Annotated in this window: 22 protein-coding genes and 4 tRNA genes; 16 read left to right on the forward strand and 10 right to left on the reverse strand. The window is 36.1% G+C overall.

Annotation, left to right across the window (positions count from 1 at the left end; translation table 11 throughout):
• The first annotated feature begins 314 nt into the window (after positions 1 to 314).
• The 7 genes from ACFILN_RS04235 (at position 315) to mazG (ending at position 8,455) form a co-directional block, all read left to right on the forward strand.
• Positions 315 to 2,633, forward strand: a complete 2,319-nt coding sequence (locus tag ACFILN_RS04235; RefSeq protein ID WP_375643179.1) for an NADP-dependent malic enzyme — start codon at positions 315 to 317, stop codon at positions 2,631 to 2,633.
• Positions 2,634 to 2,822: 189 nt separating this feature from the next.
• A complete protein-coding gene (locus ACFILN_RS04240) occupies positions 2,823 to 3,107 on the forward strand; it encodes an acyl carrier protein (RefSeq protein ID WP_375620202.1) in 285 nt (94 codons plus the stop codon).
• A gap of 10 nt (positions 3,108 to 3,117) precedes the next feature.
• Positions 3,118 to 4,293 carry a beta-ketoacyl-ACP synthase gene (locus ACFILN_RS04245; RefSeq protein WP_375670959.1) on the forward strand — a complete coding sequence of 392 codons (1,176 nt, stop codon included), beginning with the start codon at positions 3,118 to 3,120 and terminating at the stop codon, positions 4,291 to 4,293.
• 15 nt (positions 4,294 to 4,308) lie between these two features.
• The gene (locus ACFILN_RS04250; protein WP_375631263.1) at positions 4,309 to 5,583 is read left to right on the forward strand and encodes a beta-ketoacyl-ACP synthase; all 1,275 of its coding nucleotides are present in this window, start codon (positions 4,309 to 4,311) and stop codon (positions 5,581 to 5,583) included.
• Between the two features lie 58 nt (positions 5,584 to 5,641).
• Complete coding sequence (locus ACFILN_RS04255; protein WP_375654570.1) at positions 5,642 to 6,670, forward strand: zinc-binding dehydrogenase; 1,029 nt, start codon at positions 5,642 to 5,644, stop codon at positions 6,668 to 6,670.
• 6 nt (positions 6,671 to 6,676) lie between these two features.
• Positions 6,677 to 7,606, forward strand: a complete 930-nt coding sequence (locus ACFILN_RS04260; RefSeq protein WP_375670977.1) for a lipid A biosynthesis lauroyl acyltransferase — start codon at positions 6,677 to 6,679, stop codon at positions 7,604 to 7,606.
• A 33-nt stretch (positions 7,607 to 7,639) separates the two neighbouring features.
• Positions 7,640 to 8,455, forward strand: a complete 816-nt coding sequence (mazG, locus tag ACFILN_RS04265; RefSeq protein ID WP_375637474.1) for a nucleoside triphosphate pyrophosphohydrolase — start codon at positions 7,640 to 7,642, stop codon at positions 8,453 to 8,455.
• 70 nt (positions 8,456 to 8,525) lie between these two features.
• Here mazG and ACFILN_RS04270 read toward each other — a convergent pair whose 3' ends face one another.
• Positions 8,526 to 8,891, reverse strand: a complete 366-nt coding sequence (locus ACFILN_RS04270; protein WP_273791397.1) for an iron-sulfur cluster assembly accessory protein — start codon at positions 8,889 to 8,891, stop codon at positions 8,526 to 8,528.
• A gap of 605 nt (positions 8,892 to 9,496) precedes the next feature.
• Here ACFILN_RS04270 and ACFILN_RS04275 point away from each other — a divergent pair.
• Positions 9,497 to 9,573: transfer RNA gene (locus ACFILN_RS04275), tRNA-Pro, on the forward strand.
• Positions 9,574 to 9,825: 252 nt separating this feature from the next.
• Here ACFILN_RS04275 and ACFILN_RS04280 read toward each other — a convergent pair.
• Positions 9,826 to 10,293 (reverse strand): Hsp20 family protein, encoded by a 468-nt coding sequence (locus ACFILN_RS04280; protein WP_273791398.1) that lies wholly within the window; start codon positions 10,291 to 10,293, stop codon positions 9,826 to 9,828.
• A gap of 258 nt (positions 10,294 to 10,551) precedes the next feature.
• Between ACFILN_RS04280 and ACFILN_RS04285 the strand changes: the two genes are divergently transcribed.
• From ACFILN_RS04285 to ACFILN_RS04295, 3 genes are all read left to right on the forward strand, one after another.
• Positions 10,552 to 11,469: an alpha/beta hydrolase gene (locus ACFILN_RS04285; protein WP_375670962.1), complete on the forward strand. Its 918-nt coding sequence runs from the start codon at positions 10,552 to 10,554 to the stop codon at positions 11,467 to 11,469.
• 843 nt (positions 11,470 to 12,312) lie between these two features.
• Complete coding sequence (gene cpdR, locus ACFILN_RS04290; RefSeq protein WP_005773448.1) at positions 12,313 to 12,675, forward strand: cell cycle two-component system response regulator CpdR; 363 nt, start codon at positions 12,313 to 12,315, stop codon at positions 12,673 to 12,675.
• A gap of 96 nt (positions 12,676 to 12,771) precedes the next feature.
• A tRNA-Val gene (locus ACFILN_RS04295) sits at positions 12,772 to 12,846 on the forward strand.
• Between the two features lie 1,839 nt (positions 12,847 to 14,685).
• Here the strand turns inward: ACFILN_RS04295 and ACFILN_RS04300 are convergent.
• From ACFILN_RS04300 to ACFILN_RS04320, 5 genes are all read right to left on the reverse strand, one after another.
• Positions 14,686 to 14,762: transfer RNA gene (locus tag ACFILN_RS04300), tRNA-Arg, on the reverse strand.
• A 39-nt stretch (positions 14,763 to 14,801) separates the two neighbouring features.
• Positions 14,802 to 15,107: an ETC complex I subunit gene (locus ACFILN_RS04305; RefSeq protein ID WP_273791168.1), complete on the reverse strand. Its 306-nt coding sequence runs from the start codon at positions 15,105 to 15,107 to the stop codon at positions 14,802 to 14,804.
• Positions 15,108 to 15,196: 89 nt separating this feature from the next.
• Positions 15,197 to 15,273 (reverse strand) — tRNA-Pro (locus ACFILN_RS04310).
• Between the two features lie 710 nt (positions 15,274 to 15,983).
• Entirely contained in the window at positions 15,984 to 16,673 is a 690-nt protein-coding gene (gene hdaA / locus ACFILN_RS04315) for a DnaA regulatory inactivator HdaA (RefSeq protein ID WP_273791169.1), read from the reverse strand.
• On the reverse strand, positions 16,670 to 17,881 hold the full coding sequence (locus tag ACFILN_RS04320) for an AI-2E family transporter (protein WP_375667819.1): 1,212 nt from the start codon (positions 17,879 to 17,881) through the stop codon (positions 16,670 to 16,672). Before ACFILN_RS04320 ends, hdaA begins: the two co-directional genes overlap by 4 nt.
• A gap of 158 nt (positions 17,882 to 18,039) precedes the next feature.
• Between ACFILN_RS04320 and purM the strand changes: the two genes are divergently transcribed.
• Both purM and purN read left to right on the forward strand, forming a co-directional pair.
• Positions 18,040 to 19,149: a phosphoribosylformylglycinamidine cyclo-ligase gene (gene purM, locus ACFILN_RS04325; RefSeq protein WP_273791171.1), complete on the forward strand. Its 1,110-nt coding sequence runs from the start codon at positions 18,040 to 18,042 to the stop codon at positions 19,147 to 19,149.
• Positions 19,146 to 19,757 carry a phosphoribosylglycinamide formyltransferase gene (gene purN / locus ACFILN_RS04330; RefSeq protein ID WP_375613082.1) on the forward strand — a complete coding sequence of 204 codons (612 nt, stop codon included), beginning with the start codon at positions 19,146 to 19,148 and terminating at the stop codon, positions 19,755 to 19,757. Before purM ends, purN begins: the two co-directional genes overlap by 4 nt.
• 281 nt (positions 19,758 to 20,038) lie before the next feature.
• Here the strand turns inward: purN and ACFILN_RS04335 are convergent, their stop codons facing one another.
• On the reverse strand, positions 20,039 to 22,573 hold the full coding sequence (locus ACFILN_RS04335; protein ID WP_375670964.1) for a response regulator: 2,535 nt from the start codon (positions 22,571 to 22,573) through the stop codon (positions 20,039 to 20,041).
• A gap of 212 nt (positions 22,574 to 22,785) precedes the next feature.
• Here ACFILN_RS04335 and ACFILN_RS04340 point away from each other — a divergent pair, with 212 nt between their 5' ends.
• A complete protein-coding gene (locus ACFILN_RS04340; protein WP_375637472.1) occupies positions 22,786 to 23,262 on the forward strand; it encodes a hypothetical protein in 477 nt (158 codons plus the stop codon).
• A 51-nt stretch (positions 23,263 to 23,313) separates the two neighbouring features.
• Here ACFILN_RS04340 and dksA read toward each other — a convergent pair whose 3' ends face one another.
• Positions 23,314 to 23,730 carry an RNA polymerase-binding protein DksA gene (dksA, locus tag ACFILN_RS04345; protein WP_015856486.1) on the reverse strand — a complete coding sequence of 139 codons (417 nt, stop codon included), beginning with the start codon at positions 23,728 to 23,730 and terminating at the stop codon, positions 23,314 to 23,316.
• 317 nt (positions 23,731 to 24,047) lie between these two features.
• Positions 24,048 to 24,587, reverse strand: coding sequence for a flavin reductase (locus ACFILN_RS04350; protein WP_273791175.1), 540 nt, complete (start codon positions 24,585 to 24,587; stop codon positions 24,048 to 24,050).
• Positions 24,588 to 24,732: 145 nt separating this feature from the next.
• Between ACFILN_RS04350 and rpe the strand changes: the two genes are divergently transcribed.
• Positions 24,733 to 25,419, forward strand: a complete 687-nt coding sequence (rpe, locus tag ACFILN_RS04355; protein ID WP_273791176.1) for a ribulose-phosphate 3-epimerase — start codon at positions 24,733 to 24,735, stop codon at positions 25,417 to 25,419.
• A complete protein-coding gene (gene purB / locus ACFILN_RS04360; protein ID WP_375631281.1) occupies positions 25,419 to 26,726 on the forward strand; it encodes an adenylosuccinate lyase in 1,308 nt (435 codons plus the stop codon). Before rpe ends, purB begins: the two co-directional genes overlap by 1 nt.
• Positions 26,727 to 26,750: the final 24 nt, after the last annotated feature.

Below are 26,750 nucleotides of genomic sequence, written 5' to 3' on the forward strand. Positions count from 1 at the left end.
TTTCCTTAATTTGTAAGCATTGCAAAAAAAATAATGGCTTGGTAATGTAATCATTAGTAATATTTTATTTGTTTGTAGACTAATCAATTTTTACGCGTTTTATTAAGGAAAGAAAAAGCTAATCGTGCTGCTATCAATGAAATTATTCATTGTGCACAAACAAAAAGAATCATCAAACTGGTTTTACGATCCAGAAGAGTTTTCTCATACTCATGCATTTTGATATTCAGAGAAATGAGGATCTATTAGTGGACAAAACCTTATCGTAGATGGAACATCTCATATACACATACGCTAACTTGGATATCATAAAAATGTCTAGAGAACGAAATAGTGATTTCAGTTCACCAAAAGCTGAACTTGACAGTGCCGCACTTTTTTATCACCAACACCCAAAACCTGGAAAATTGGAAATACAAGCAACAAAACCTCTTGATAATCAACGTGATTTAGCTCTTGCTTATTCTCCAGGCGTTGCAGCACCATGTCTTGCGATTCATGAAGATCCCAATCTTGCTGCTCAATATACCTCCCGTGCTAATTTAGTCGCTGTTATATCCAATGGAACTGCTGTTCTTGGTTTAGGAAACATTGGTCCACTCGCTTCCAAGCCAGTTATGGAAGGCAAGGCCGTTTTATTTAAAAAATTTGCGAATATTGATGTTTTTGATATTGAAATTGATGCATCCGATATAGAACAAATGGTACAAACAATATCGACCTTAGAACCTACATTTGGTGGTATTAATCTTGAAGACATTAAGGCTCCTGAATGTTTTGAAATCGAAGAAAAGCTTCGTGCTAAAATGAAAATTCCAGTTTTTCATGATGACCAACATGGAACTGCCATTATTGTTTCTGCTGCTGTATTAAATGCCTTAAATCTTTCAGGAAAAAAAATTGAAAATGCAAAAATAGTTACCTCAGGTGCAGGTGCTGCTGCCCTCGCTTGCCTTAATCTTTTGGTTCGTCTTGGGGCAAAAGTTGAAAATATTTGGCTTAGTGACTTAGAGGGAGTTGTTTATGAAGGTCGCAAGACCCTTATGGATCGTTGGAAAATCAATTACGCACAAAAAACGGACGCACGAACTTTATCTGATATTATTGATGATGCGGATATTTTTCTAGGCCTATCTGCGGGTGGTGTTTTAAAGCCTGAATATCTTAAAAGAATGGCTCAAAATCCACTCATTTTAGCGCTAGCTAATCCAGTACCAGAAATTATGCCTGAAGAAGCACGCTCTATACGACCAGATGCAATGATCTGCACAGGACGCTCTGATTATCCCAATCAAGTTAATAATGTCCTTTGTTTTCCCTATATCTTCCGTGGTGCATTAGACGTAGGTGCTAGTGCAATTAATGAAGAAATGAAAATGGCCGCTGTTCATGCGATTGCTGCCCTTGCACGTGAAGAAACTTCAGATGTTGTAGCACGTGCATACTCAAAAGAACCACCCAATTTTGGACCAGACTATCTGATCCCCTCTCCTTTTGATCCGCGTTTAATACTGCGTATTGCTCCCGCTGTTGCTAAAGCAGCAATGGCAACAGGTGTCGCCATTCGTCCCATTGAAGATATGGAAGCCTACTATGATATCCTCAATCGGTTTGTCTTTCTTTCTGGTTTAACAATGAAACCTGTTTTTGCTGCAGCAAAAACAGCAAAACGTAAACGCGTCATCTATGCCAATGGTGAAGATGAACGCGTCCTTCGTGCAGCACAAGTTGTCATTGAAGAACAAACAGCAACGCCCCTCCTTATCGGCCGTCCACATGTCGTAGAAGCAAGATTAAAACGCTTTGGTTTAAGAATTCGTCCCGGTATAGATTTTGAATTAACAAACCCTGAAGATGATCCACGTTTTCGTGATTATGTTAATTTATTTTTTCATTATACAGGAAGGCGTGGTGTTACGCCTGAAATGGCAAAAACAGTAGTGAGAACATCAACAACGGCTATTGCTGCCCTTGCCGTTATGCGTGAAGAAGCAGATGCAATGATTTGCGGCTTAGAAGGACGCTTTGAACGCCAACTTGAATTGATTGAACAAATTATCGGTCTTGATCCTAATGTTCACCGTTTTTCTGCTATGAGTTTGCTTATCTCTCAACAACGTACTCTTTTCCTTACAGATACTTACGTCAATGAAAATCCTTCTGCAGAAGAAATCGCTGAAATGACTGTGTTGGCAGCTCAAGAAGTTGAAGCATTTGGAATAACACCAAAAGCAGCCTTATTATCACACTCAAACTTTGGTTCTAAAAACACAGAAAGTGCGCGTAAAATGCGACGTGCAACAGAAATTCTTGCCAAATTACACCCTGATTTAGAAGCAGATGGTGAAATGCATGCTGATGCTGCCCTTTCCAAAGTTTTTCGTGATCGTGTTTTTCCTAATTCTCGTCTTAAAAGTGAAGCTAATTTGCTTGTCTTTCCAACACTTGATTCAGCCAATATCACGCTCAACACTGTTAAAAGCCTCACAAATGCACTCCATGTTGGTCCTATTCTAATCGGGGCAGCACGTCCCGCCCATATCTTAACACCTTCAGTAACTTCCCGGGGAGTTGTTAATATAACAGCCCTTGCTGTCCTTGCTGCCAATAGAAAAAATAGTCTCGTAAAATAAATGCGTAATAAAATTTCAAAGTTTTTTAAATATTGAGATATAGTATTTCATGTACTGTAAACCTCTTTTCTCTATAGATAAAGACAGCTATATTCTGGATTAAGTCTTTTTTTAAAAGAGAAAAAAGGCTAGAAGAACAATATTAAATGTATTTTGAATTTACTAACTCTATAATAAGGAATCCGTACATTGCCTTCCACGTTTGATAAAGTTGCTGATATCATTGCAGAAATCAGTGAAATTGATCGCAATACAATTACACCTGAAAGTCATACAATTGACGATCTAGGAATCGACAGTCTTGATTTTCTTGATATTGTTTTCGCTATTGATAAAGCTTTCGGAATAAAAGTCCCTCTAGAACAATGGACACAAGAAGTCAACGAAGGTACCGTTGCAACAGAAGAATACTTTGTTCTTAAAAACCTTTGTGCAAAAATTGATAATCTCGTTGCCTTAAAACAGGCGGAGTAGTTTTTTCGCCATGCATGATCAATCTGTATTCATCACTGGTATAGGTCTCATAAGCTCTCTGGGGGAAGGAACTGATCAACATTGGAATCTCTTAAATGATCCAATCCGTACACCAAACCTAGATTATACAACTTTTTCACCCTACACGGTTCATAAATTGCCCGAAATTGATTGGAGTTTACAAATTCCTAAAAAAAGTGATCAACGGCAAATGGGAACATGGCAGCGTCTTGGTACCTATGCGGCTGGTCTTGCTCTTGATGATGCCGGCATGAAAAATAATGAACAACTCACTTCAACAATGGATATGATCGTAGCTGCAAGTGGGGGAGAACGTGATATTACTGTTGATACACAAATTCTTTCTAAAGCGCGCACAGTTGCCTATCATACCTCTATGTTAAATGTTGCTCTTTCAACTGAACTTCGCCCAACATTATTTTTGGCACAACTTTCAAACCTTTTGGCAGGAAACATTTCAATTGTTCATAAAGTCACTGGATCATCTCGTACATTTATGGGAGAAGAAGGCAGTGGTCTTTCTGCACTTCAAATTGCTGTAGCTCGTATTAAATCAGGTCAAAGCACCCATGCTCTTGTAGGAAGTTCCTATAATGCACAAAGTTATGATATGTTGTTGGCGCATGAGCTTGGTGGTCTTTTAACCCATAATGGATGGAGCCCAGTGTGGGATCGTGAAATCCACCCCGGCGGCGGTATCATAGCCGGTTCTGGTGGTATCTTCCTAGTTGTTGAAAGTGGAGAACATGCCAAAAAACGCAATGCACGTGCTTATGCTGAAATTAACCAAATTATTACAGACCAAACAGATAGAACCAAAATTCCACTTAGAGAGTCAATTGCAACAATGTTGAAAACTGCTGGCGCTAAATCTGCCTTAGCCATTTCAGCAGCCTCAGGAGCTCACGAAGCAACAAAAGCAGAACAAAATGCTCTTGATAATGCTGATCTATCTTATCGTGGCATTACAACATTATTTGGTTATATGAGGGAAGCACAATTTCCTCTAGCTCTAGCTCTTGCAGCACTTTCAATTGAAAAAAAACATTGTTTTCCAGCGTTAAGTCCTCATGAAAAACCTTTTTCTAAAGAAGTACGTGAAATATTTGTTACAACTATTGGTATAAAAAGAGCTGAAGGTATTGTGCGTCTTACAGCTGTTTGAAGGGGAATTTCTATAGTGAAATATCATGATCATTTTGGGCGTCCACTTGTAGCAATAACTGGTGCAGGCATTGTCACATCACTGGGACAAGGGAAACATGAAAATTGGCAAAAATTAACAAGTGGTGTAAGTGGTATCCACAAAATAACACGTTTTCCCGTTGAGGGATTAAATACATATATTGCTGGAACAATTGATTTTCTTAAAGAAAGTACACTTGGTGCTTCAGCTCTCTCTGAGAAGCTTGCACATCTTTCTGCTGAAGAAGCTTTAGAACAAGCTGCTATTGATAAAAAAAAATTTAATGGACCACTCTTTCTAGCTGCTCCTCCTGTTGAACTTGAATGGAAAGCACGTTTTAGTCTTGATCAAGAGGAAGAATTCAATAATGAGCCTTCTTATGCACATCTTCTTAAAGTCTGTAAGGATAAACTCCATGAGACGCTTTTTGAAGCCACACAATTTGGTGCAATTGCAGAAAAACTTCAAAAAACATTTGGCACAAAAGGACTTCCTGTTACACTTTCCACTGCCTGTGCATCTGGTGCAACAGCAATTCAATTAGGTGTTGAGTCTATTAGACGGGGAGAAACAAATCGAGCTCTCATAATTGCGACAGATGGATCAGTTTCAGCAGAATCTCTCATCCGTTTTTCGTTACTATCTGCTCTTTCAACTCAGAATGAGCCTCCAGAAAAAGCAGCAAAACCCTTTAGCCGTGATCGAGATGGTTTTGTTATGGCAGAAGGCTCAGGCGCTCTTGTTCTTGAATCTCTTCAAAGCGCATTAAACCGTAATGCTACAGTTTTAGGAATTTTAGCTGGCTGTGGAGAAACCGCCGATGACTTTCACCGTACACGTTCAAAACCCGATGCATCACCAGCAATTGAATCCGTTCGCAAAGCTTTAGACGATGCAAAAATAACCATCAATGAAATTGACTATATTAATGCCCATGGAACTTCAACACCTGAAAATGAGAAAATGGAATATCTTGCATTATCAACAGTATTCGGTGATCTTTTAAAGCATATTCCAGTCTCTTCTAATAAATCAATGATTGGGCATACATTAACTGCTGCTGGTGCAATAGAAGCGGTTTTTTCGCTTTTAACCATTCAATCGGGGATACTTCCACCGACAATAAATTATGATAATCCTGACCCTGCGATCCCTTTAGATGTTGTTCCTCATCATAGCCGTAAGGCCTGTGTCAATGCAGTTTTGTCAAACTCATTTGGATTTGGTGGTCAAAATATGAGTCTTGTTATCACTGCATATAAAGGATAATCCTTTAATAATAAAATTTTATAACGCTAACCTAATAATATATTTAAGGGGGATGATAATGCGTGCACTGCAACTCTTCGATGATCGTCGGCTTGAAATCACCAATATTTCCCCGCCATCTTCACCTAGTATAGGTGAAGTAACTGTGCGGATAAAAGCCGTTGCTCTTAATCATATTGATGTATGGGGATGGCGTGGCATGGCTTTTGCGAAAAGAAAAATGCCACTCATCATTGGTGCAGAAGCCTCTGGTGAGGTTATACAAATAGGAGATGGCGTTGAACATCTCCAACTTGGACAGATTGTCTCAATTTATGGTGCACAAACCTGCGGAGTATGCCAAGCTTGTCATGAAGGACGGGATAATCTTTGCAGTCAGGTAAAGGGAGTCTACGGTTTTCACCTTGATGGATTTGCGTGTGAGCTTGTCAATTTGCCAGCACGTTTATTAGTTCCATCACCACCCCAATGTGATGAATTGCAGGCAGCAGTTGCTCCAATTACTTTTGGTACCGTAGAACATATGCTTTTCGATAACGCAAAACTACAAGCAGGAGAAACAATCCTGATACAGGCTGGTGGTTCAGGTATTGGTTCTGCAGCCATTCAACTTGCAAAACACATGGGCTGTACAGTTATCACAACTGTAGGTTCAGATGAAAAAATTGCAAAAGCGCACGCTCTTGGGGCAGATCATGTGATTAATTATCGTAAAGATCGTTTTGAAGGTGTAGTGCGTAAATTAACCCAAAAAAAAGGTGTTGACGTTGTTTTTGAGCATGTTGGTGTAGATACATGGAACGGTTCTCTGTTATGTATGAAAAAAGGAGCACGTTTAGTGACTTGCGGTTCTACCTCTGGTGTTTCAGCACCAATAAATCTCATGCAATTATTCCAGCAACAGCTTAAGATATTCGGTTCATTTGGCTGCCGTATGGAAAATATGAAAAATGCCATGCAAAAAATGGCACAAAAAGCCGTACACCCTGTCATTGATACAATTGTTGGGCTGGATGAAATTGATACAGCTTTAAAACGAATGGAGAGCCGTGATGTTTTTGGTAAAATTATCCTTAAAATCGATTAAATCATGATGAAGCTTTCTCTTAAAAATCTCATATATCGTATTAAAATTATAGCTAAAAAAATATCCTACTTGTTATGGGCATATCTGCTCTTTGGTTCTTTATTTATTCTAAAATGTTTTCCAGCCAAAATGGGAATTTCTTTTTTTGCTTGGTTAGCAAAAAAAATTGGTCCCCTTGTACATCGTCATCAAATCACACTTGCAAACCTTAGGAGTGCATATCCAGAAAAAACAGAGCAAGAACTCCGTGCGATTGCAATAGAAATGTGGGAAAATATAGGATGTTTCCTAGCCGAATATATTTTTCTTGATAAAATTTTTGATTTTGATCCTCATGCAGACGAGCCAGGTTTCATTGAGGTTAAAGGTATTGAAATATTTGAGCGATTAAAAAATGAAAAAAAACCACATATTTTTTTCACCGCACATACTGGAAATTTTGAACTTCTGCCTATTTGTGCACAAAGTTTTGATCTTAATGTTACGGTATTATTTAGACCACCCAATAATCCCTATGTTGCCAAACGAATCCTTAAAGCACGACAAACTTCTATGGGACACCTTGTTCCCTCCAAGGCCGGAGCAGCATGGGCATTAGCAGCCAAATTAGAAGAAGGTGAAAATGTTGGTATGCTCGTTGATCAAAAATTTCGCCGCGGTATCATGGGAACATTTTTTAACAGACCTCTTAAAACAAACCCCTTAATTATAAAACTTGCTCGACAATATGACTGTGATATTTATCCAGCACGTTGTATTCGTTTGCCTAGTGGACGTCATCGTTTAGAGTTATATGAACATGTAGAACTTCCACGTGATGAAAAAAATGATATCGATATAGCTGCTTCTACGCAAAAATTAAATGATATTGTTGAATCTTGGGTCCGTGAATATCCTGGACAATGGATGTGGTTACATAGGCGTTGGGACATCTAACATAAGCTCTATTGCTTACAAAGGAAGTGCAAAATGTTAGCCTCAAAAGATATCAAAGATCTCACAGCAATTATCACTGCATTACGAAACTCTGATAATGGTTGTATCTGGCATAAAAAACAAACTTTTGAATCCCTCATACCCTATATGCTCGAAGAAGTTTACGAAGTCATCGATGCCATTGAACGAAAGAATCGAAAGGATCTCTGTGAAGAACTTGGGGATCTTCTTTTACAAGTTGTCTATCATGCTACCATAGCACAAGAAGAAGGCAGCTTTACTTTTGAAGATGTTGTTTATGCAATCACGGAAAAAATGATTCGACGCCATCCTCATGTTTTTGGAAATGCCGAGCAAAAAAAACGAGGATTTATAAAAGAGGAGTGGGAATATATAAAAAAAAGAGAACAGGTTGAACAAAAAAGAATGTGCGAAGAAAAAAACAACAATTCCTCCACAAGCATACTCGCAAAAGTAAAACAAATCCAGCCAGCAAATCAAGAGGCACTTGCTTTACAAGAAGCAGCAGCTAAAGTAGGTTTTGATTGGCAAAAAAGTGATAAAGTTTTTGAAAAAATAGAAGAAGAACTCGAAGAGCTCAAAGAAGCCATCAAAAATAAACAAAACTCAGAGATAGAAGCAGAGTTTGGAGATCTCTACTTTATACTCCTTAACCTCGCGCGCCACTTAGCGATTGATTCACAAAAAGCATTAAAAAAAACGAATATAAAATTTCGAAATCGTTTCGCCTATATTGAAGAAAAGCTATCCACTCAATCTAAAACACTCACTGACGCATCCTTGAATGAAATGGAAGCACTTTGGAAGCAAGCTAAAAATGAACAATAAAAAATAGTAGATTTCTTCTACCTAAAAGAACAAGCCCCTCTAAAATTACTAAATTATAATTTAGCTCAGCTCAATTTGTTTTATATTGATCCTGCGTAGCAGGACGAAGTTCCACCGATTCTCCACACCCGCATGCTGAAACTTGATTAGGATTTTTAAAGATAAAACCAGACCGCAGCGTTGTCACTTCATAATCCATCTGCGTCCCTAATAAAAATAATACCGCATCATGTGCTACAAAAACACGGGCACCATTCACTTCAACAACATCCGCATCTATCCCCTTTTCTTTGACAAGAGTAATTGTATACTCCATCCCTGCACAACCACCTTTTTTGATACCAACAAGAATACCCTGTGCATCTTTTGCATCCATAATCGCTTTAACACGATCCACTGCTGCTTGCGTCAAATTTATTACCGAAAAACGGCTCATAGTTTACTCTTTTCTTAGTTCAATAGACACTTTGAAAGTTTTTCCTCTATAATATTTTATCTGATATTTCAGAAAAAAAACAAAACATAAATTAAAGCATTCTGACCTTGTTTATTTGGATAAAAATACATACCCGTAAAATGAGATTTGTGATTATATAATCCAGAACTTACAATTTTTTGTCCACATAAAATGCAAAATACCTCATCTATAAAAACTCTAAAAAAACGAAAACTTTTCAAAACCATACATTCACTCCTCTTCTTTTGAAAATCTTTATCTTTTTAGAAAAGTAACGATTAGGTAAGAAAAAAAATATACCTTCCGCACTCATTTGCTCCAATTCATACCCCTAAAGTCACCAATCTTACCCCCCTCACAATCTCAAAAGTAATTAAATGCATACATCTATTAACTATAGTGCTAAAAATTTAATGATCACAAAGAATTTTACAAATTCGTTATTTATCTTGAATTAACAACAAAATATTGATGTCCAAAATTTTTACTTTCAAAAGCTCTAAGTGCAAGAGCATTTTAGATTATTCTGTTTATTTTTTCTCTTGCCTTTAAAGAAACAGTCATTTAATCGTTTTACACAAACTCGGAGCGTAGCGCAGCTTGGTAGCGCACTTGACTGGGGGTCAAGGGGTCGTGGGTTCAAATCCCGCCGCTCCGACCATTTTTAAAATGCTATAAAATAAGCTTACTTAAAAAGTGAATTATTATGCATTTCAATTGCACACACATGAAATTTTTCTTCAACATAGAATAATGTGCAATGATATTTTATCATAAATTCGAGATAAGCTGTTTTATTTAAATGCGCTTCGTTCTTAGGAAAACACATACGAAACGCGAGACCTTTTGTCTCGCGTTTTTTATTCTTCAGAAAAATTTATAATTATTCGATCTCATATTTTCTAAATTTTCTTTACACGATAATGTCGCTGTTATCATTTTTTGTAATGGATGGTGACATCTGTACGGTTATCTTTTTAGGTTTTAATTCAGCTGGCATTTCCCTTTTAAGCTGAATATGAAGAAGTCCATCTCCAAGTTCTGCCCCAATAACCTTAACATGATCAGCTAAATGAAAACGCCGTTCAAAAGCACGCGAAGCAATACCTCGATAAAGGAATTCTCGCTCTTCATCATCATTTTTAGACTTTCTGTCTCCCTTAACGATCAGCTGGTTACAATGCGTTTCAATATCAATTTCATCTTGAGAAAAACCAGCAACAGCCATAGAAATTCTATAAGAATCTTCAGTTAAACGCTCGATATTATAAGGGGGATAAGAAGAAACTTCGTCTGGTTGTGTTCTAGAATCAAACCAGTTAAAAAGATGATCAAAACCTACTGTGGAACGATAAAATGGTGAAAAATCTACTTGACGCATAATATTGCCCTCCTCTAGAGCGACTATAATTTATAACTAATTCACAAAGTTCCCACATGGCAAACTTACTTGTGAACCTGCGGCCCCATCATGGCAACCGCACTATATTATCTAGTAATCGTTTTTCTTTATTTCAACTCTTTGGGACCTAAATTGATAAAAACTATCTAAAAAGCAATATACCCCTTTTTAAATCCTTTTTCTTCATTACATAAATGTCAAAGCACTAAGCAGCAAATACACTGTAAAGGATTTCAATTGGAAACACCTCTTTATCCCATAGACTGGGGGGCCACTCCTCTTAATGTCCATCATGGTACTCTTAAAATAGCAATAGATCATGAAATTCGTTTTGCTATAACATATCCTGAGGTGGAAAAATCTAAGGGAACAATTGTTATTCTCAAAAGCTACGCAAATGCTTTAGAAAAATATTTTTTATTAATAAATGAAATTTCTAAACGCGGTTTTCATACAGCAATATTTGACTGGTTTGATCAAGAAAAAACATCCCTCAAGATAAGAAAACAAAACAGACATCATTATTTTGATATAAATAACGATATTAATGACTTATATAAATTTCTTAAAAATATTGTTTATCCTAATTGTCCGCCACCTTACTCTATGCTTGCCTACGGCATAGGTGGATTGATAGCACTTAGCGGATTAGATCTCATTAATCATCAGTTTAATAGATTGCTCTGTGTTTCTCCCCTTTTTGCTCCATTCGGCAATAAAACAAATGGTTTTCAACATAAATTAACACAATTTCTTTCTGATATAGGTCTTGGCTTTATACCAGCGAAAGATGGTAAAAAATTAAACAAAACAAAACAAAAAAATATACAATTGGGACACATACATAAAGTGCCGCTCTCTTCCATTAAGCCCCCAACATACCAATGGATAGCATCAGTATTTAATGCGATTGATTCTGTGAAGAGAAATGTACTTCATGGAGATTTACAAATCCCAACACTCTTTATTCTTGCCAATCAAAATAATATTGCAAACAACATTGAAGTGCAGCAATTATGCCAACACACACGTCTGACAGAAAGTATTACTATTACAGGCGCTGAACTGGATACAATTATGGTTAACGAAGATTATAAAAAGCAATTTTGGGCTGCATTTGATGCATTTATTCCCGATAATGTATCTGTAAAATAACACTAAACCTTAATTTCCGCTCCGCCCCATCAAAAAAGAATTTTTCTACGAGCATTGGATCTACAGACACTTTTTAATATAATGGGTTTTACTTTCCAACCACTCATATGATTCGTTTTCTAGCCTCTACAAACAAGCCATGACCTAAATATTCACCACGCATTCTAATAAAAAAACTAATATACAAAGTATATCATTACATTAAACAATATTATTTTATATCATAAAAAATAACTTAATAAAAAACTACTTATATAAATAAAAATAATAAATCTATCTTAATATAACATGATACATATTTATAAATAAAGCATCAAAATACTATTTTTGATTTGTTATAAAATGCTCATTTAATATTATATCTAGAAAAATAATATTTTTCATCTATTTAAGGAAAAAAACTGGAAATAAAGCGCATTTATAATATTTATTACAAATCTCTATAAAAACAAATAACTATAAAATTTCTATTTCTTAGGAGAACTTTTTAAAAACAATAAATTAACATAATATTCTTTTAATTTCTCGATATAGGAAGTCCCTACAATAATGGTTTTCATAAGTTTTTTAATGGAATTCTGATAATAATCAGCAAATTTAAAAGAAAAGATAGCAATGAATCATCTTAGAAGTTTTAGAGCCCCCCTTCTTTTTTCAAAATCACATATATTTCGAATTTAACCAACTCACAACGAATATGCTGTATTCTGAATAAGAATGTAAGAATTAACCATTTTGCCATTCATTTCAATTATGAGCATTTTACCATCTTTTTTCTAAATACTCTATATTGTATAATTGATGCGGCAAAACTCTGACAAATGGAGCCATTGGAACATAATCATGAAACGAATCCTGCTCGCAGAAGATGATAACGATATGCGTCGCTTTCTCGTAAAGGCCTTAGAACGTGCAGGCTACGAAGTCGCCGATTTCGATAATGGTATTAGCGCATATGAACGTTTACAAGAAGAGCCATTTTCCCTTCTCCTGACTGATATTGTGATGCCAGAGATGGACGGAATCGAACTTGCACGACGTGCTACTGAGATTGACCCTGATTTACGAGTAATGTTCATTACAGGTTTTGCAGCAGTAGCACTCAATTCAAATAGTGATGCCCCTCCTGATGCAAAGGTTCTCTCTAAGCCATTTCACTTACGTGAACTCGTCAATGAAGTTGAAAAGATCCTTATCGCTGCTTAAAAAGTATTTTTAAAGTTATTTGCATCTGTTGAAAGAGAAAATGAAATTAGGCATTGACGTTTGGCATTCTATATGGTGTATGCAACATCAATGAATGGGCGTGTAGCTCAGCGGGAGAGCACTACGTTGACATCGTAGGGGTCACAGGTTCAATCCCTGTCACGCCCACCATTCAACTTTATAGTATAAATAAATTATTGAATTATCGTATTCTTCCAAGGTGCGGGATGCGTAAATAAAGGTTCGGAAATAAGATTTTGCAACATGCCTCTACAAAGGGCATGCCTTAGGGAGTGTTCTAATATTTTTTACGTTCTGATAGCGCCTCTTGGGGGAAGCCATCTAAAAGTATCACAAACGTAATAACAACATCATTTTGCAACAGATTAGAAGTTGGATTTTAAAATTCTTTCGACAAGCATAGGCTTCTGTTCTAAAAAATATTGTTTATTTCCTGATCTATCCCCTGTTTTTCTTAATTCTTTCATGTCTATTGGTATACACTTGTTGTCCAAACAGTTAGATATAACCACAGTCACTTCGATAGATATAAAACACTTAACCTTAGAGCTGTATTTTGAGTTTACCAATTACAGATTATAATAAAATATTAAAAATAGTAAAAAAACACGATAAAAGCAAATTTTTTCATTCTAAAAATACATTAATTTATAATCATGTTTTATTGTTTGCCATGTTGAATGAGAAATCCGAATATCGTAATGTTTTCTCATTTCAAACCTAATTTATATTGAATCAAACAAAACCGTCTCTCTTACACGTCATAAGAGAAATTAGTATTAAGTAAAAATTGTATAAAAAAGCACAAAAATGCCGATAAATGCCTCAAGTGCTAAGATCTATTGCAACATCGGAGGCTAACAAATAGGCAAAGTATATGATAGTGTCAGCTTATTTCTTCATAAGTGTAAAGATGATGGAGCTCAATGGATTTATCATTGTACCATTCACGAGCGCCAGCATGAAGTGAGCTTTAAGAGATATCTCTTAAAACAAAGCCTGTAAAATGGCATTCTCCTCACACTGTATTCCTACTGAAATAATGATCACCTTGAACCGTGTGAGTTTAGATCTTCAGATCTCATCTGCATAACATTTTAATGTGATTGTTATCCAATATTAAAATACTTCTAACATGATGTACAAACTATAAAGAAATAAGAAAAAACATTTGAAAATGTAAATATGAAATCTAAAAATTTAACTCTAAGATACAATCTATCTTCATTCATATAAATACACAGTATACATTCTTAAACCTATAAGACTAAGAAAACCTAAACATTGATGCAACCTATAACCCTACCTGAGAAAAAGTGACAATCATGTTAAATCAAATTGTCCGCAAGTGTCTCTCATTGAAAAAAACAATATCTTATCTGGACGGCACATATAACAACTTTTTATACGAAAAAACTATAAAGAAGTAATTCGTTATGAATCACAGCTTCCAAGACAAGAAGATATTCCCTACCTCTTGTGCCGTCTGTAAATTCTCATCATAAACAGTTCTAAATCGAATCCATCATGCCTTGTATCTAATCAAAATCGATCTTACCAAAGATCATGCTGAAAAACGTAATAATATTATTCATAAAAAATAAAAAAAATCACAATAGATGTTTTTTGGCAATTTCACCAGCATTAGCCGCAATGCTTAAATCTAATCTAAGAAATAAAATATTCATTTTCAGAAAGATGAAAAGAAGCTCGTAAAAAAGAGTTTTTGCAATCTGTTTCCTAAAGCATGTGATATAGTAGCAACACGCGGCAAGAATATGCAATGCTAAAGTTTCAGCAATCAAAAGCAATTTTTACTGAAAAAAGAGAAAACAGCATCATTTTATACTAAAACAGTCAACAGAAAACGTTTATCAACAAAATCAACCAAAAAACATCAAAAAGGTTCGGGAGTTTACAGAAAAATAAGCTAATAGAATAAAAGGAAAACTCTCTAACTTTTTATAGCCTATTAATATCATTTAAACATGGTGATCCCGACAGGATTCGAACCTGTGACCCACGGCTTAGAAGGCCGTTGCTCTATCCAGCTGAGCTACGGGACCCAACTGATTATTTTCTCAATTCAAAATAGCATCTTTAATTCAATGTGTCCAAGAATGCTGCCGATCACTGCGAAAATTATCAGAATAAGAAATAGCACGTCGAATCGACGTATGTTTCTTTTCTACACGGTAAGAGATAGCATTCTTACGCGCAAAAGCAATCGCTTCTTCCTTCCTATTAAATCGGATTCTTACCTGATTATTCATATCAGACGTTGCCGTGTACCCCATAAGAGGTTCAAGCATTTTCGCTTTCACCGGCTCATACTCTAGAATCCAAAAACCTGTATTCCCCTTACCTGACTGCATAGCTGTCTTAGCAGGACTATAAATACGTGCGATCATGCCTTTTTCCTTCAGATTACACAACGCTTGAATGATAGTTTCTCACCACACGTACCCAATTGGGTCATTCTCACACACTCAATCAAATATGGTCGGAGCGATAGGATTCGAACCTACGACCCCCTGATCCCAAATCAGGTGCGCTACCAGGCTGCGCTACGCTCCGCCATTTACATTTACTTGATGCACATTTCCTAAAATTTTCACAACAGAAGTGCAAGAGAAAAACACACTTTTTTTTAATTTTGTTGCATTTCTTTACAAAAAAGCACATTTTTAAATCTTTTTCCCTATTCAATAACAGATTTATTAACAAGTAGTAGAAAATAACCTCCGTAGAAAATCCAATCTATATTAAAAAAGAATGAATTTCTCTATAAGGACTTCATAATTTTTGTCCTGTTTTAAGCAAGCTCTCACTGTATCAAAACGCATTCCACAGATACAATTTTAGAAAAAAACGACTTAAATATCATAGAAAAACTTTCCCAAAGAGCACATAAGCCAAAAAATTCAGCTGTATTAAGCTTTTTCCTCTCTTTTTCTATCTTCCCAAAGACGCTTTTATTAAAAATTCTAGAATCTTCTACAATCCAAATCCATAAACAACAAACATTTTTTCAAAGCACAAAGATTTTATTATAAATAAAATAAAGCGCTCTTTTTAGAAAAATTTTCAAATGCGAAGATGGAAAGAATTCAACATCATACAATAAAATCTCAAAGCTATTTAAAATAAACACATGATAAAAGTAAAAAATATTATTTTTTACTGTTATATAGATATCCAAAAAGGAGAAAATTTAAATGACTTGTCTTTCCACGTATTGAAACGATAGTAGAAGGACAGAATAAGTAAGCCATGATAAGGAGTATTTACGGATTTCTTCTATTCAAAACTTCAGCAATAACAGAACGTGTTATTTTTCTTTTTCTTTGTAATGCCAACTGATCAACAGAATCAATAACACGCTTCAATGAAAATAAAGAACGTTCACAACGACTTACAAGATAATAAACCGTATCTGGATGTACAATAAGTTGCCTATCGGAAAAAAGCTTAAATGCAACAGCTGTTAACAATGCATCATCAGGCTGATTAATTTCAACGAACATCACCGAATTAAGACGACTTTTTAGATCATTTAACATTAAATTCCAAGCGGAAGGAAGTGTTCGTGCCGTCATCAATAAAGTAGCTTGTCGTGCATCAAGATTTGCTTGCTTAATACTGTTAATTAAATGAAAAAGTTCTGTCTCATTGATTTCACCTGCATCAATATCCTCTATTAAAAATGATCTGCCTAAAGAAGCCATAGTAATAGCTTGATCAATTTCATTGTGCTGAATCCTGAAAGCATCTGCTTTTTGGAGCCATATATTAGAAAAGTGCGTTTTTCCAGAGCCTTCTTTACCAACCAAAACTGCAATAGGTAAGCTCCAATTGGGCCAGTGATCAATAAGCTGAAAAGCCATACGATTGCTTTCCGTTACCACTAAATCCTCAAATTGAAAAATCGGATCATAGGGAAAATTTAAAGATAATTGCGTTTCACGCCCATTCATTTTAGCGGCTCCGAATTTCCGCTTCGCGAATACATCTGAGAACTCAGATAAGTATGAAGAGCAAAACGAACTAAAACGCCAACAGCCGCTGCCGCAGGAATAGCAACAAGCATACCAGTAAAACCAAAGAGTGAAGAAAACGCAAAAAGTGAAAACATCAACCATACGGGATGTAATCCCACTGATGAACCTACAAGCTTGGGTTGAAGGATATAACCTTCAATAAACTGACCAATTAAAAAAAGTGCCATCACAACGATGATTCCCCCCCAATTATTGGGATAAAACTGGACCCATGCAATACCAACAGAAAGGACCAAGCCACTCATTGTGCCGATATAAGGAACAAAGCTAATAAGACCAATAAACATACCAATCAAAAGACTAAAATTGAGTCCTGCAATCGTTAAACCAATAGCATAATAGCCTCCCAATATGAGACAAACTGTTCCTTGTCCACGAACAAAGCCTGCAATAGCTCTATCCATTTCATGAAAAATACTACGAACAGTTTCAAGATGATCACGCGGTATTAACGAATCGATTGCTGTTACCATACGTGGCCAATCTAATAACATATAAAATGCCACCACAGGTGCCACAACAAATAGACTAACGATATTAACGATTGATTTTCCTGACTTTAAAAGTGAATTCAAAAGAGACGTAATAAAATCCGAACCTTCTCCCAAAAATCCTTTAATATTATTCCGTAATTCATTTGGATCACTTCCAAAATAGCGCCTTAACCAATCAAAATCATGCTCAACAAAAAAGGTTTGAATACGATTAATGTAAACAGGTAAACCATCACTCATAAATTGCTGTATTTGCCAACTAATAACAGGAATCAAAATAATTAAAGCAGCAACAAAGGTAATAACAATAAATAGGGTGATAAGGACAGTCCCAAACACACGACGAATACCAAATTTTTCAAATAATTGAACAATGGGATTGAGAAAATAAGCCAACACAATCCCTGCCACAAAAGGAAGCAAAATTGATCCAAAAACAAACATAAAAAAAATGAAAAAAATCAGCGTACCAAGCCAAAAAAAGATTTGCCTTTTCATATTATTCGGCAAAGGTAATTGAGTATACGCTGGCACATAAGTCTTATAACGATCACGAGATGTATTCTCACTCACTTTCTTTCTCATAAGCTGCCAAGAAGACTGTCCGTGATTATCTGATATCTTGCTCATAAAATATCCTAAAAAATTCTTCACAAAAAATTATAAACAACTTCAAAATAAGGTACAAGAAAAGTTGCTTATTTTCTTATCAATATCTCTTGCAGAGAGAACTCTATCATGGCATTGCATAATATCAAAACCTGATTTTCCATTAAAGGAAGGCTCCAATGAGCAATCAAGATCTTACAAATAATAAATCCAAGGCTGGGGATAAATCCAAAGCTGGTCTTACCTACGCAAAAGCCGGTGTAAACATCGATATGGGTAATGCCATGGTAGAAAAAATTAAACCCTTTATACGCGCAACAAAACGAGCCGGAACAGATGCAGAAATTGGCGGTTTTGGTGGACTTTTTGATTTAAAAGCAGCAGGCTTTACGGATCCTATCCTAGTAGCAGCCAATGATGGTGTGGGAACAAAATTAAAAATTGCCATTGAAGTAGGTCACCATAACACTGTAGGTATTGATCTTGTAGCTATGTGTGTCAATGATTTACTCGTACAAGGGGCTGAACCTCTCTTTTTTCTGGATTATTTTGCAACTGGAAAGCTTGACCCTGAACAAGGAGCTGCGATTGTTTCCGGTATTGCAGAAGGATGTAAACAAGCCGGTGCTGCTCTTATTGGAGGAGAAACTGCAGAAATGCCAGGAATGTATGCAGAGGGAGATTATGATCTAGCTGGTTTTGCTGTTGGAGCATGCGAACGTAGCAAGCTACTCCCTTCAAAAGATTTGACAGAAGGTGATATTATATTAGGTCTAAGCGCCTCTGGAATTCATTCCAATGGCTTTTCGCTTGTTCGACGAATCATCCAGCAAAATTATCTCAAATGGAATGACCCTGCCCCTTTTTCCCCCGAAAGCAGCCTTGGTATAGCACTTCTTACACCAACACGCATTTATGTAAAATCGCTTCTTCCCATCATGAGAAAATATGAAGGGATTAAAGCTCTTGCTCATATTACGGGTGGAGGTTTTCCTGAAAATATTCCACGTGTCCTTCCATCCTCTCTCTGCGCTGAAGTTAATCTTTCTAACATCAATGTTCCAGCAGTATTTTCATGGATTGCCAAACAAGGTAAAATAGAAGAAACAGAAATGTTAAGAACATTTAATTGTGGTATTGGCATGATCATTATCGTAGCACAGCATGCAGCTGAAACAATTACACAAGCTCTTGAAAGAAAAGGAGAGACTGTAACTCCCCTTGGCATTTTAACAAAATGCCAAGATCAAAATAAAGGAATACTTTATAAAGGGGTACTGCATTTATGAAAAAACAAATCGTCGTTTTCATTTCTGGTAATGGATCCAATATGGTCGCCCTTGCTCAAGCTAGTCAACAAACGGCATATCCTGCTGAAATCGTTGCGGTTATCTGCGATAATCCGCGTGCCAACGGTATTGAAAAAGCGCAAAACCATAACTTACCTATTCATATTGTTGATCGTAAAATTTACAAAACAAAAGAAGAGCATGAAGAAAATATTTTTACAATTTTAAATCAATATAAACCGGATTTTCTCTGCTTTGCAGGGTATATGCGCCTTATCTCACCACGTTTTGTAAAACTTTATGAAGGACGAATTTTAAACATTCATCCTTCTCTTTTGCCTTCATTTAAAGGCTTAAACACACATGAAAAAGCTTTACAAGCAGGTGTAAAAATCACGGGTTGCACTGTTCACCTTGTTACAGAAGACATGGATGCAGGAAAAATCCTTGCCCAAGCAGCCGTTCCAGTCTATCCCCATGATACTGCTGAGTGCTTAGCACAAAGAGTTCTTAAAGCAGAGCATAAACTCTATCCCGAAGCCTTAAAAGCATTTATTGAAGGGAAGAGCAAAATGGTCGATACGCAACAACAGCTTTTATCTTTTTGAGTGTATCAACAATCTATTAATCAGCATATTTCAATGCTTTACACATAGTTTTTGCTCAGTATCTACAATTGAAAATCTCTATGAAATATTGACATAATAGAGTCCATCTCTTCATAAATTTTTGCACAAAATATGTAATTTTTTGAATTTTAGTTCATTTTTAAAATTTTTCTTCTTTATTCAATTCTATGACATTATCATAAGCTCTATTTATCAAAATACTCTCGTATTTCGCCTAAAAAATCTTAAAATACGCAATTTTCTATTGCATAAATTTTTGTTTATGACGAAAGTGTTTCTTTAACTGTTACAGCTAACTGTTTGAGTGTAAAAGGCTTAGATAAAAAACCAAAAACAGCATCTTGTGGAAGATTTTTAGCAAAGGCATCTTTTGCATATCCAGAAACGAAAAGAAATTTGATATCAGGATAGTTTTTACGGACTTCCTTCAATAAAGTGGGCCCATCCATTTCTGGCATCACCACATCGGAAACAATAATATCAACTTCTCCTTTTTGTTCCTCAAGAATAGAGAGTGCTTCCACCCCACTTGCTGCCTCTAAAACCGTATATCCTCTCATTTGAAGAGCTCTTACCCCCCCCATTCTGACCGCATCTTCATCTTCAACCAATAAAACAGTCGCAGATCCTGTTAAGTCTATATTTTTATCTTTCTCTTCATCTTTTTCAATCTTTTGAGAAATTTCTCCTTTTATATTGGGGATATAACGGGGAAGAAAAATATGAAATGTTGCTCCTTCACCTTCTTTACTTTCACAATAAATGTACCCACCGCTCTGCTTGATAATTCCATAAACCATTGATAAACCAAGTCCTGTTCCTTTTCCAACTTCTTTTGTTGTAAAAAATGGCTCAAACATTTTTTCTTGTATAGCAGCGGATATACCAGCCCCTGTATCTGAAATAGTCAATTGCACATACTCGCCAATTGCTAAACCAAGATGATTAAATTCAGCACTTTGTTGCTTTGTAATATTGTTTGTCGCAATCGTAACAATACCTCCATCTAACATGGCATCACGCGCATTAATAACCAAATTCATAATAACACGCTGAAAAGATGCTTGATCAACTTCAACGCTCCACAAATCTCTTCCATGGATAATTTTTAACTGAATATTATTCCCCAAAAGTGGTAAAATAAGATTGCGGATATCTGATAAAAATTCAGTAAAATCAACTTCTTCAGGTCGAAGTGTTTGCTTTCTAGAAAAAGCTAATAATTGCTGTACAAGAGCAGCTGCTCGATTAGCATTATTTTTAATATTGATCAGATCAGCATGAGCAGGATCAGAACTACGATGCGTATTTAAAAGAAGATCACACGACATTAAAATTGCTGTTAAAACATTATTAAAATCATGAGCAATACCGCCAGCCAATTGTCCTACAGCTTGCATCTTCTGACTTTGCATCATTTTGTCTTCAAGTGTTTTTTGTTCGGTTGTTTCAATGACAGAGATAATAAGCAAATCTTGCAATGCATCACCATGATAAGGCGGTACAGACATAATATGGAGTCGTAAATGGCATTCTTCATTTTTTTCTAAAACAGTTTCTAGAGAAACAAAATAATTTTTATTTGTCGCAATTCTCTGAAAAGAACGCTCTAACTGCACACAATCACGACGAGAAATAACATCATAAAAATTGACAGCTTTGTCCATACATCCCGTGAGTGATGAAAAAGCTTTATTCATATGAATCAATTGCCCTGCATGATCCACCACGGCTATTGCAAAAGGACTCGCATCAAAATATTCTCCTAATATACTGGGTAATTTTAATTGATCGTCCTCTTCTTTTTGTATTTGTTGTGGAATGATCACAATACGATAAATGGCCTCCTCTTCTAAGAGAGAAGAAACAGATATAAGACAATGGAATATTTTCTCACAAGTCGTGTGTGAATTTAAACATAACGAAAACCTATAAGGTAAAGAGTAACCTGAACTTTGATATCTGTTGGTTTGCAAACAGATATCACTCCATGAGCTCTTAGCGCCAACGCTATCAAATAACGAATCAAAATTATATTGACCAATTGAGAAATTCGCTAAATCAATTGAAAACCATTCGGCAAAAATCGCATTGGCATAAAGAATAGTTCCTTGTCTATTAACGGATACAAAACCAATAGGGGCTTGATCCAAGTGATTGATAGCCTCTTGAAGGTTCGAGAAAAAAACTTCTCGCGTTTGTTGTAAATGCGAAATATCAGTAATACGCCAAAATAAAAGCTTTTTTTTCTGTTTTGTGATAGGCTGCACGGAAATATTATACCAAACAGATTTTTTTGGTGTAGAATCGGTAAAAATTGGTTGTTCTACTCTCAATTCCTCTTGCGCTGCAAGATTATTACAGGCAGCAACCTTTAAGCGATACGAGAGTGCATCTGCTCCTGGAAGATCAGCAATAACCACATAACAAGACACTTCAGGCTTATAGGTCAGAATTTTTTGATAGTTTTGATTAGAATAATAAACAAAACCAGAAAGATCAGAGATTACAATTGCATCATCGCTCCTATTAAAGATGCTAAAATCAAAATCTTCATGCGACCACACATGATATCTTAAAATGCCCATTCCACACAAAACGAGTGTTGCAACACCGATAATTGCTAGAATCAAAAAAGATATTGATATCGCCTTTTGCAAATAGCTTTGTGGATAAAAAAAACCTAAAATACCCACAATGAAAAGAAAAACTAATATAAAAACAACACCAAAAATCACAACTCTTCGATGAACAGAAGACACTGATCTTTTATTATTATCAAAACCTTTATCCATCTCTCATTGCCTTAGATTTAGCTGTTTCTTATATCACAAAACTTCCTTTATATTCATTGTTATAAAGTATATACTATGATATTATCTTTCTAAGAAAGCTCACTTAATGTTAAAAATTTTATTTCTTGTATTTAAGTGAGCCTTTTAAGGGTGTATTTATAAATTTATCTCGATAAAAAACGATATTTTCACACAAAAATGGGAGAAAATCTATGTATATCTGGTTATCAGAGCAAATAGGTGTATCTGCTGCGAAAATAACGATAAGCTCTTTGTTTTTTATAATAACAATCACAGCTATTACCATAATTATCTTGTTTTTACGTCGTTTAAGTACGAGAAGATTCAGCATTAATAGAAAAAAAAGTCTATCACGATTAGCATTATGTGAAGTAATTTCTATAGATCGAGTACGCCGCCTTGTTTTAGTCCGTTGCGATAATAAAGAACATTTGCTCCTTATTGGCGGATTAACAGATGTGGTTGTAGAATCCGATATTACAGGTACATCTAAAATACAAAAGAGAGAAACACACACACATCTAAATTCCGCCCCTACAGAAAGAAACAACATATCGGATAAAAATCCCTCTCCTTTTACGAATCAAGCGGTAAAAGATTCAGCAATCACCGCCGAAATTGAGGGGCGGCAAGAACCATCTTTATTCATTCCTACTCCTCAAAAATAAAAATACACAATTTTATCACCACGAATTTCGTTTTTTATCATTTCAATGACTTTAATCATCGCGATAAACTCTCTCACGTCGTTCGTGACGTTCTTGCGCTTCCAATGACAAAACGGCTATCGGCCGAGCCTCAAGACGCTTTATACTAATGGGCTCGCCGGTTTCTTCACAAAAACCGTATGTCCCATTATCAATGCGCTCTAAAGCAGCATCTATTTTTGAAATAAGTTTCCTCTGACGATCACGAGCACGTAATTCGATTGTACGATCAGTTTCACAAGAAGCCCGATCAGTCAAATCGGGTTGACCAACATTCTCTTCCTGCAAATTTTCCAAAGTCTCACGAGCTTCTTTTAATATATCATTCTTCCAAGAAACCAGTTTAGCACGAAAATACGCCTTTTGCCGCTCATTCATAAAAGGCTCATCTTCACTAGGGCGATATTGACCATCAATCTCTTCGCTCATGCAATAAAAAACCTCCACATATGCTATGTGCGGTCTATATATTGTGCAATACCCATCAACACAAGAGTAAAATGTCTTTTCATAACAATTGACGAATATGTCTAAATGCACTGTTTAGGTTTAATCGCTTTTTATGTAGATTGGATTCTTGATCAAATCTCATCCAGAATCATTTTTCTCGCTTATTGAAAAACTTTAAAAAGAAGGAAATCTAATATCAGATATCAGAGCCATCCCTCCCCTACTCTCTCATTCATTGTTTAAAGTCTAAATGAAGCAACAATAAATCATTTCATCAATGCAAAAAAATAAAATCTTTATAAAGGCAAAGTGTGATATTCACGTTTCAAATACATCAAAGCATCTTTTTCTTGATTACAGTTAATTGCAACAACCTCACCAATCAAAACACAATGGGTTGCGTGCTCATGCCAACAAATCAAACGACAATCAAACGATGCTAGAGCATCTGAAAGACTAGGCGCCCCCGTTTGCAAAGCTCCCCATTGAGCAACATCAAAACGCTCATTTTGTGTAGAATTGCAACGCCTCGAAAAAACATCCGCTAATGAACGATGCTTTCCTGCCAAGCTATTAACACAAAAATTTCCATTCTCCATAAACACCTGATTCTTTAAATTATGGCGCATGAGACAAACAAGAAGGGTTGGAGGATCATCAGATAAAGAACAACACGCCGAAACAGTCACCCCGCGTCTTCCCTTAATACCATTTGTTGTCACAATATGCACAGCTCCTGCAAAAAGACTCATGGCATCTCGATATTCTTGGGAAGAAACCGCGATAGTATGTTTATGTTGAAGTTCAGGCATCAAATATGTTTTATGATTCGACATATCTTTCACTTATAAAGCTTTAAAATTTCAAGCGATCTTTCCATAAAAAGATCTATAATACATATTCTTTCTTTTCCGTCATAACACAAAAGATATTTGTGTATACACAGCGATATGATAAAAACTGCCAATCAAGGAGATTTTAATGCCCCATTCTCATCTCATTTCGCCTTCTCTCTTGGCTTCTGATTTTTCTAAACTTGGACAAGAAATGTTAGATGTTGTTGATGCTGGTGCAGATTGGCTTCATCTTGATATTATGGATGGGCACTTTGTTCCTAACATCACCTTTGGTCCTGAAATAGTCAAGGCTCTACGCCCATTAACAAAAGCAATATTTGATGTCCACCTGATGATCGCACCAGTAGACCCTTATTTGGAAGCTTTTGCAAAAGCGGGTTCAGATATTATAACCATTCATGCTGAAGCAAGTCCACATCTTCATCGTTCATTACAAACAATCAAAAAAATGGGAAAAAAAGCAGGAATCGCACTCAATCCAAGCACCCCTGAACATGTACTTGAATATTTGCTTGATCAATTAGATCTCATTCTCATCATGACAGTCAATCCCGGTTTTGGTGGACAAAGTTTTATTCCAGAAATAAAAGATAAAATTAAGCGCGTTAAAAGCATGATTGCAAACCGCCCTATTGATCTTGAAGTTGATGGTGGTATCACCGTTGATACAATTGGGATAGCAGCAAAAGCTGGTGCAAATGTATTTGTCGCAGGCTCTGCAATTTATAAAGATGGAAATAAAGAGCTTTACAGAACACGTATTAATGCATTGCGCCAAGCCGCAATCCTCTCACAACAAGGAAAAAAATGATGATCGCACGTTATTCCCGCCCTGCAATGGTAACAATTTGGTCTCCCGAAACAAAATATCGTATTTGGTTTGAAATTGAAGCCCATGCCTGTGATGCCCTTGCTCACTTAGGGATTATTCCGAAAGAAGCCGCCAAAGTCATTTGGGAAAAAGGGGCAGCAGCTAAATTTGATGTCAATCGCATTGATGAAATTGAAGCAATTACCAAACATGATGTTATCGCATTTCTAACCCACCTAGCTGAATTCATTGGACCAGAAGCACGTTTTATCCACCAAGGCATGACATCATCTGATGTTCTCGATACAACGCTGAACATTCAATTGATGCGTGCGAGTGATATTTTGCTAAAGGATATAGATCAACTTCTTGAAGCATTAAAAAGACGTGCTTTTGAGCATAAAGAGACAATCACTATTGGGCGGAGTCATGGCATTCATGCTGAACCGACAACATTTGGAATCAAGTTTGCTCTTGCATACGCTGAATTTTCCCGTTGTCGCAAACGTCTTCTTGCAGCACGAGAAGAAATTTCTACTTGCGCGATTTCAGGAGCCGTAGGAACTTTTGCAAATATCGATCCACGCGTTGAAGAACATGTAGCAAAAGCCTTGAGGATGCGTGCTGAACCAGTTTCCACCCAAGTAATACCAAGAGATCGTCATGCTATGTTTTTTGCAACACTTGGTGTTATTGCTTCCTCTATTGAAAGGCTAGCGATAGAAATACGCCATTTACAACGAACAGAAGTTCTTGAAGCAGAGGAACATTTCTCACCTGGGCAAAAAGGTTCATCGGCAATGCCTCATAAACGTAATCCAGTTTTAACAGAAAATTTAACTGGATTAGCCCGTATGGTACGTGCATTTGCACTCCCAGCCATGGAAAATGTAGCTCTTTGGCATGAACGTGATATTTCCCATTCATCTGTTGAGCGTTATATTGCTCCAGATGCGACTATTACACTTGATTTTGCTCTTTCTCGCCTCACATCTGTCATTGAAAATCTTATTGTCTATCCAGAAAATATGCAAAAAAATCTCAATAAATTCCGCGGTCTTGTTCACTCACAACGGGTTCTTTTAGCCCTCACACAAGCAGGGATTAGTCGTGAAGATTCTTATCGAATTGTACAACGAAATGCGATGAAAGTTTGGGAACAAGGAAAAGATTTTTTAGAAGAACTCCTCAATGACAAAGATGTTACCAAAGCTTTAAGTGAAGAAGAACTTCGCGAAAAATTTGATCTTTCTTACCACACCAAACATATCAATACGATTTTTAAACGTGTTTTTGAAGAACAATAAAGCGACATAGAAAACCAAAATCCA

The sequence above is a fragment of the Bartonella sp. CL434QHHD genome (assembly GCF_042195145.1).
Classification (GTDB): Bacteria; Pseudomonadota; Alphaproteobacteria; order Rhizobiales; family Rhizobiaceae; genus Bartonella.

Bases quoted from the DNA above. Each gene is read 5' to 3' on its own strand.
- ACFILN_RS04235 (WP_375643179.1), top strand. From the start codon at position 315: ATGTCTAGAGAACGAAATAGTGATTTCAGTTCACCAAAAGCTGAACTT.
- ACFILN_RS04245 (WP_375670959.1), top strand. From the start codon at position 3,118: ATGCATGATCAATCTGTATTCATCACTGGTATAGGTCTCATAAGCTCT.
- ACFILN_RS04255 (WP_375654570.1), top strand. From the start codon at position 5,642: ATGCGTGCACTGCAACTCTTCGATGATCGTCGGCTTGAAATCACCAAT.
- ACFILN_RS04260 (WP_375670977.1), top strand. From the start codon at position 6,677: ATGAAGCTTTCTCTTAAAAATCTCATATATCGTATTAAAATTATAGCT.
- mazG (WP_375637474.1), top strand. From the start codon at position 7,640: ATGTTAGCCTCAAAAGATATCAAAGATCTCACAGCAATTATCACTGCA.
- ACFILN_RS04270 (WP_273791397.1), bottom strand. From the start codon at position 8,891: ATGAGCCGTTTTTCGGTAATAAATTTGACGCAAGCAGCAGTGGATCGT.
- ACFILN_RS04280 (WP_273791398.1), bottom strand. From the start codon at position 10,293: ATGCGTCAAGTAGATTTTTCACCATTTTATCGTTCCACAGTAGGTTTT.
- cpdR (WP_005773448.1), top strand. From the start codon at position 12,313: ATGAAACGAATCCTGCTCGCAGAAGATGATAACGATATGCGTCGCTTT.
- ACFILN_RS04305 (WP_273791168.1), bottom strand. From the start codon at position 15,107: ATGATCGCACGTATTTATAGTCCTGCTAAGACAGCTATGCAGTCAGGT.
- hdaA (WP_273791169.1), bottom strand. From the start codon at position 16,673: ATGAATGGGCGTGAAACGCAATTATCTTTAAATTTTCCCTATGATCCG.
- ACFILN_RS04320 (WP_375667819.1), bottom strand. From the start codon at position 17,881: ATGAGCAAGATATCAGATAATCACGGACAGTCTTCTTGGCAGCTTATG.
- purM (WP_273791171.1), top strand. From the start codon at position 18,040: ATGAGCAATCAAGATCTTACAAATAATAAATCCAAGGCTGGGGATAAA.
- purN (WP_375613082.1), top strand. From the start codon at position 19,146: ATGAAAAAACAAATCGTCGTTTTCATTTCTGGTAATGGATCCAATATG.
- ACFILN_RS04335 (WP_375670964.1), bottom strand. From the start codon at position 22,573: ATGGATAAAGGTTTTGATAATAATAAAAGATCAGTGTCTTCTGTTCAT.
- ACFILN_RS04340 (WP_375637472.1), top strand. From the start codon at position 22,786: ATGTATATCTGGTTATCAGAGCAAATAGGTGTATCTGCTGCGAAAATA.
- dksA (WP_015856486.1), bottom strand. From the start codon at position 23,730: ATGAGCGAAGAGATTGATGGTCAATATCGCCCTAGTGAAGATGAGCCT.
- ACFILN_RS04350 (WP_273791175.1), bottom strand. From the start codon at position 24,587: ATGTCGAATCATAAAACATATTTGATGCCTGAACTTCAACATAAACAT.
- rpe (WP_273791176.1), top strand. From the start codon at position 24,733: ATGCCCCATTCTCATCTCATTTCGCCTTCTCTCTTGGCTTCTGATTTT.
- purB (WP_375631281.1), top strand. From the start codon at position 25,419: ATGATCGCACGTTATTCCCGCCCTGCAATGGTAACAATTTGGTCTCCC.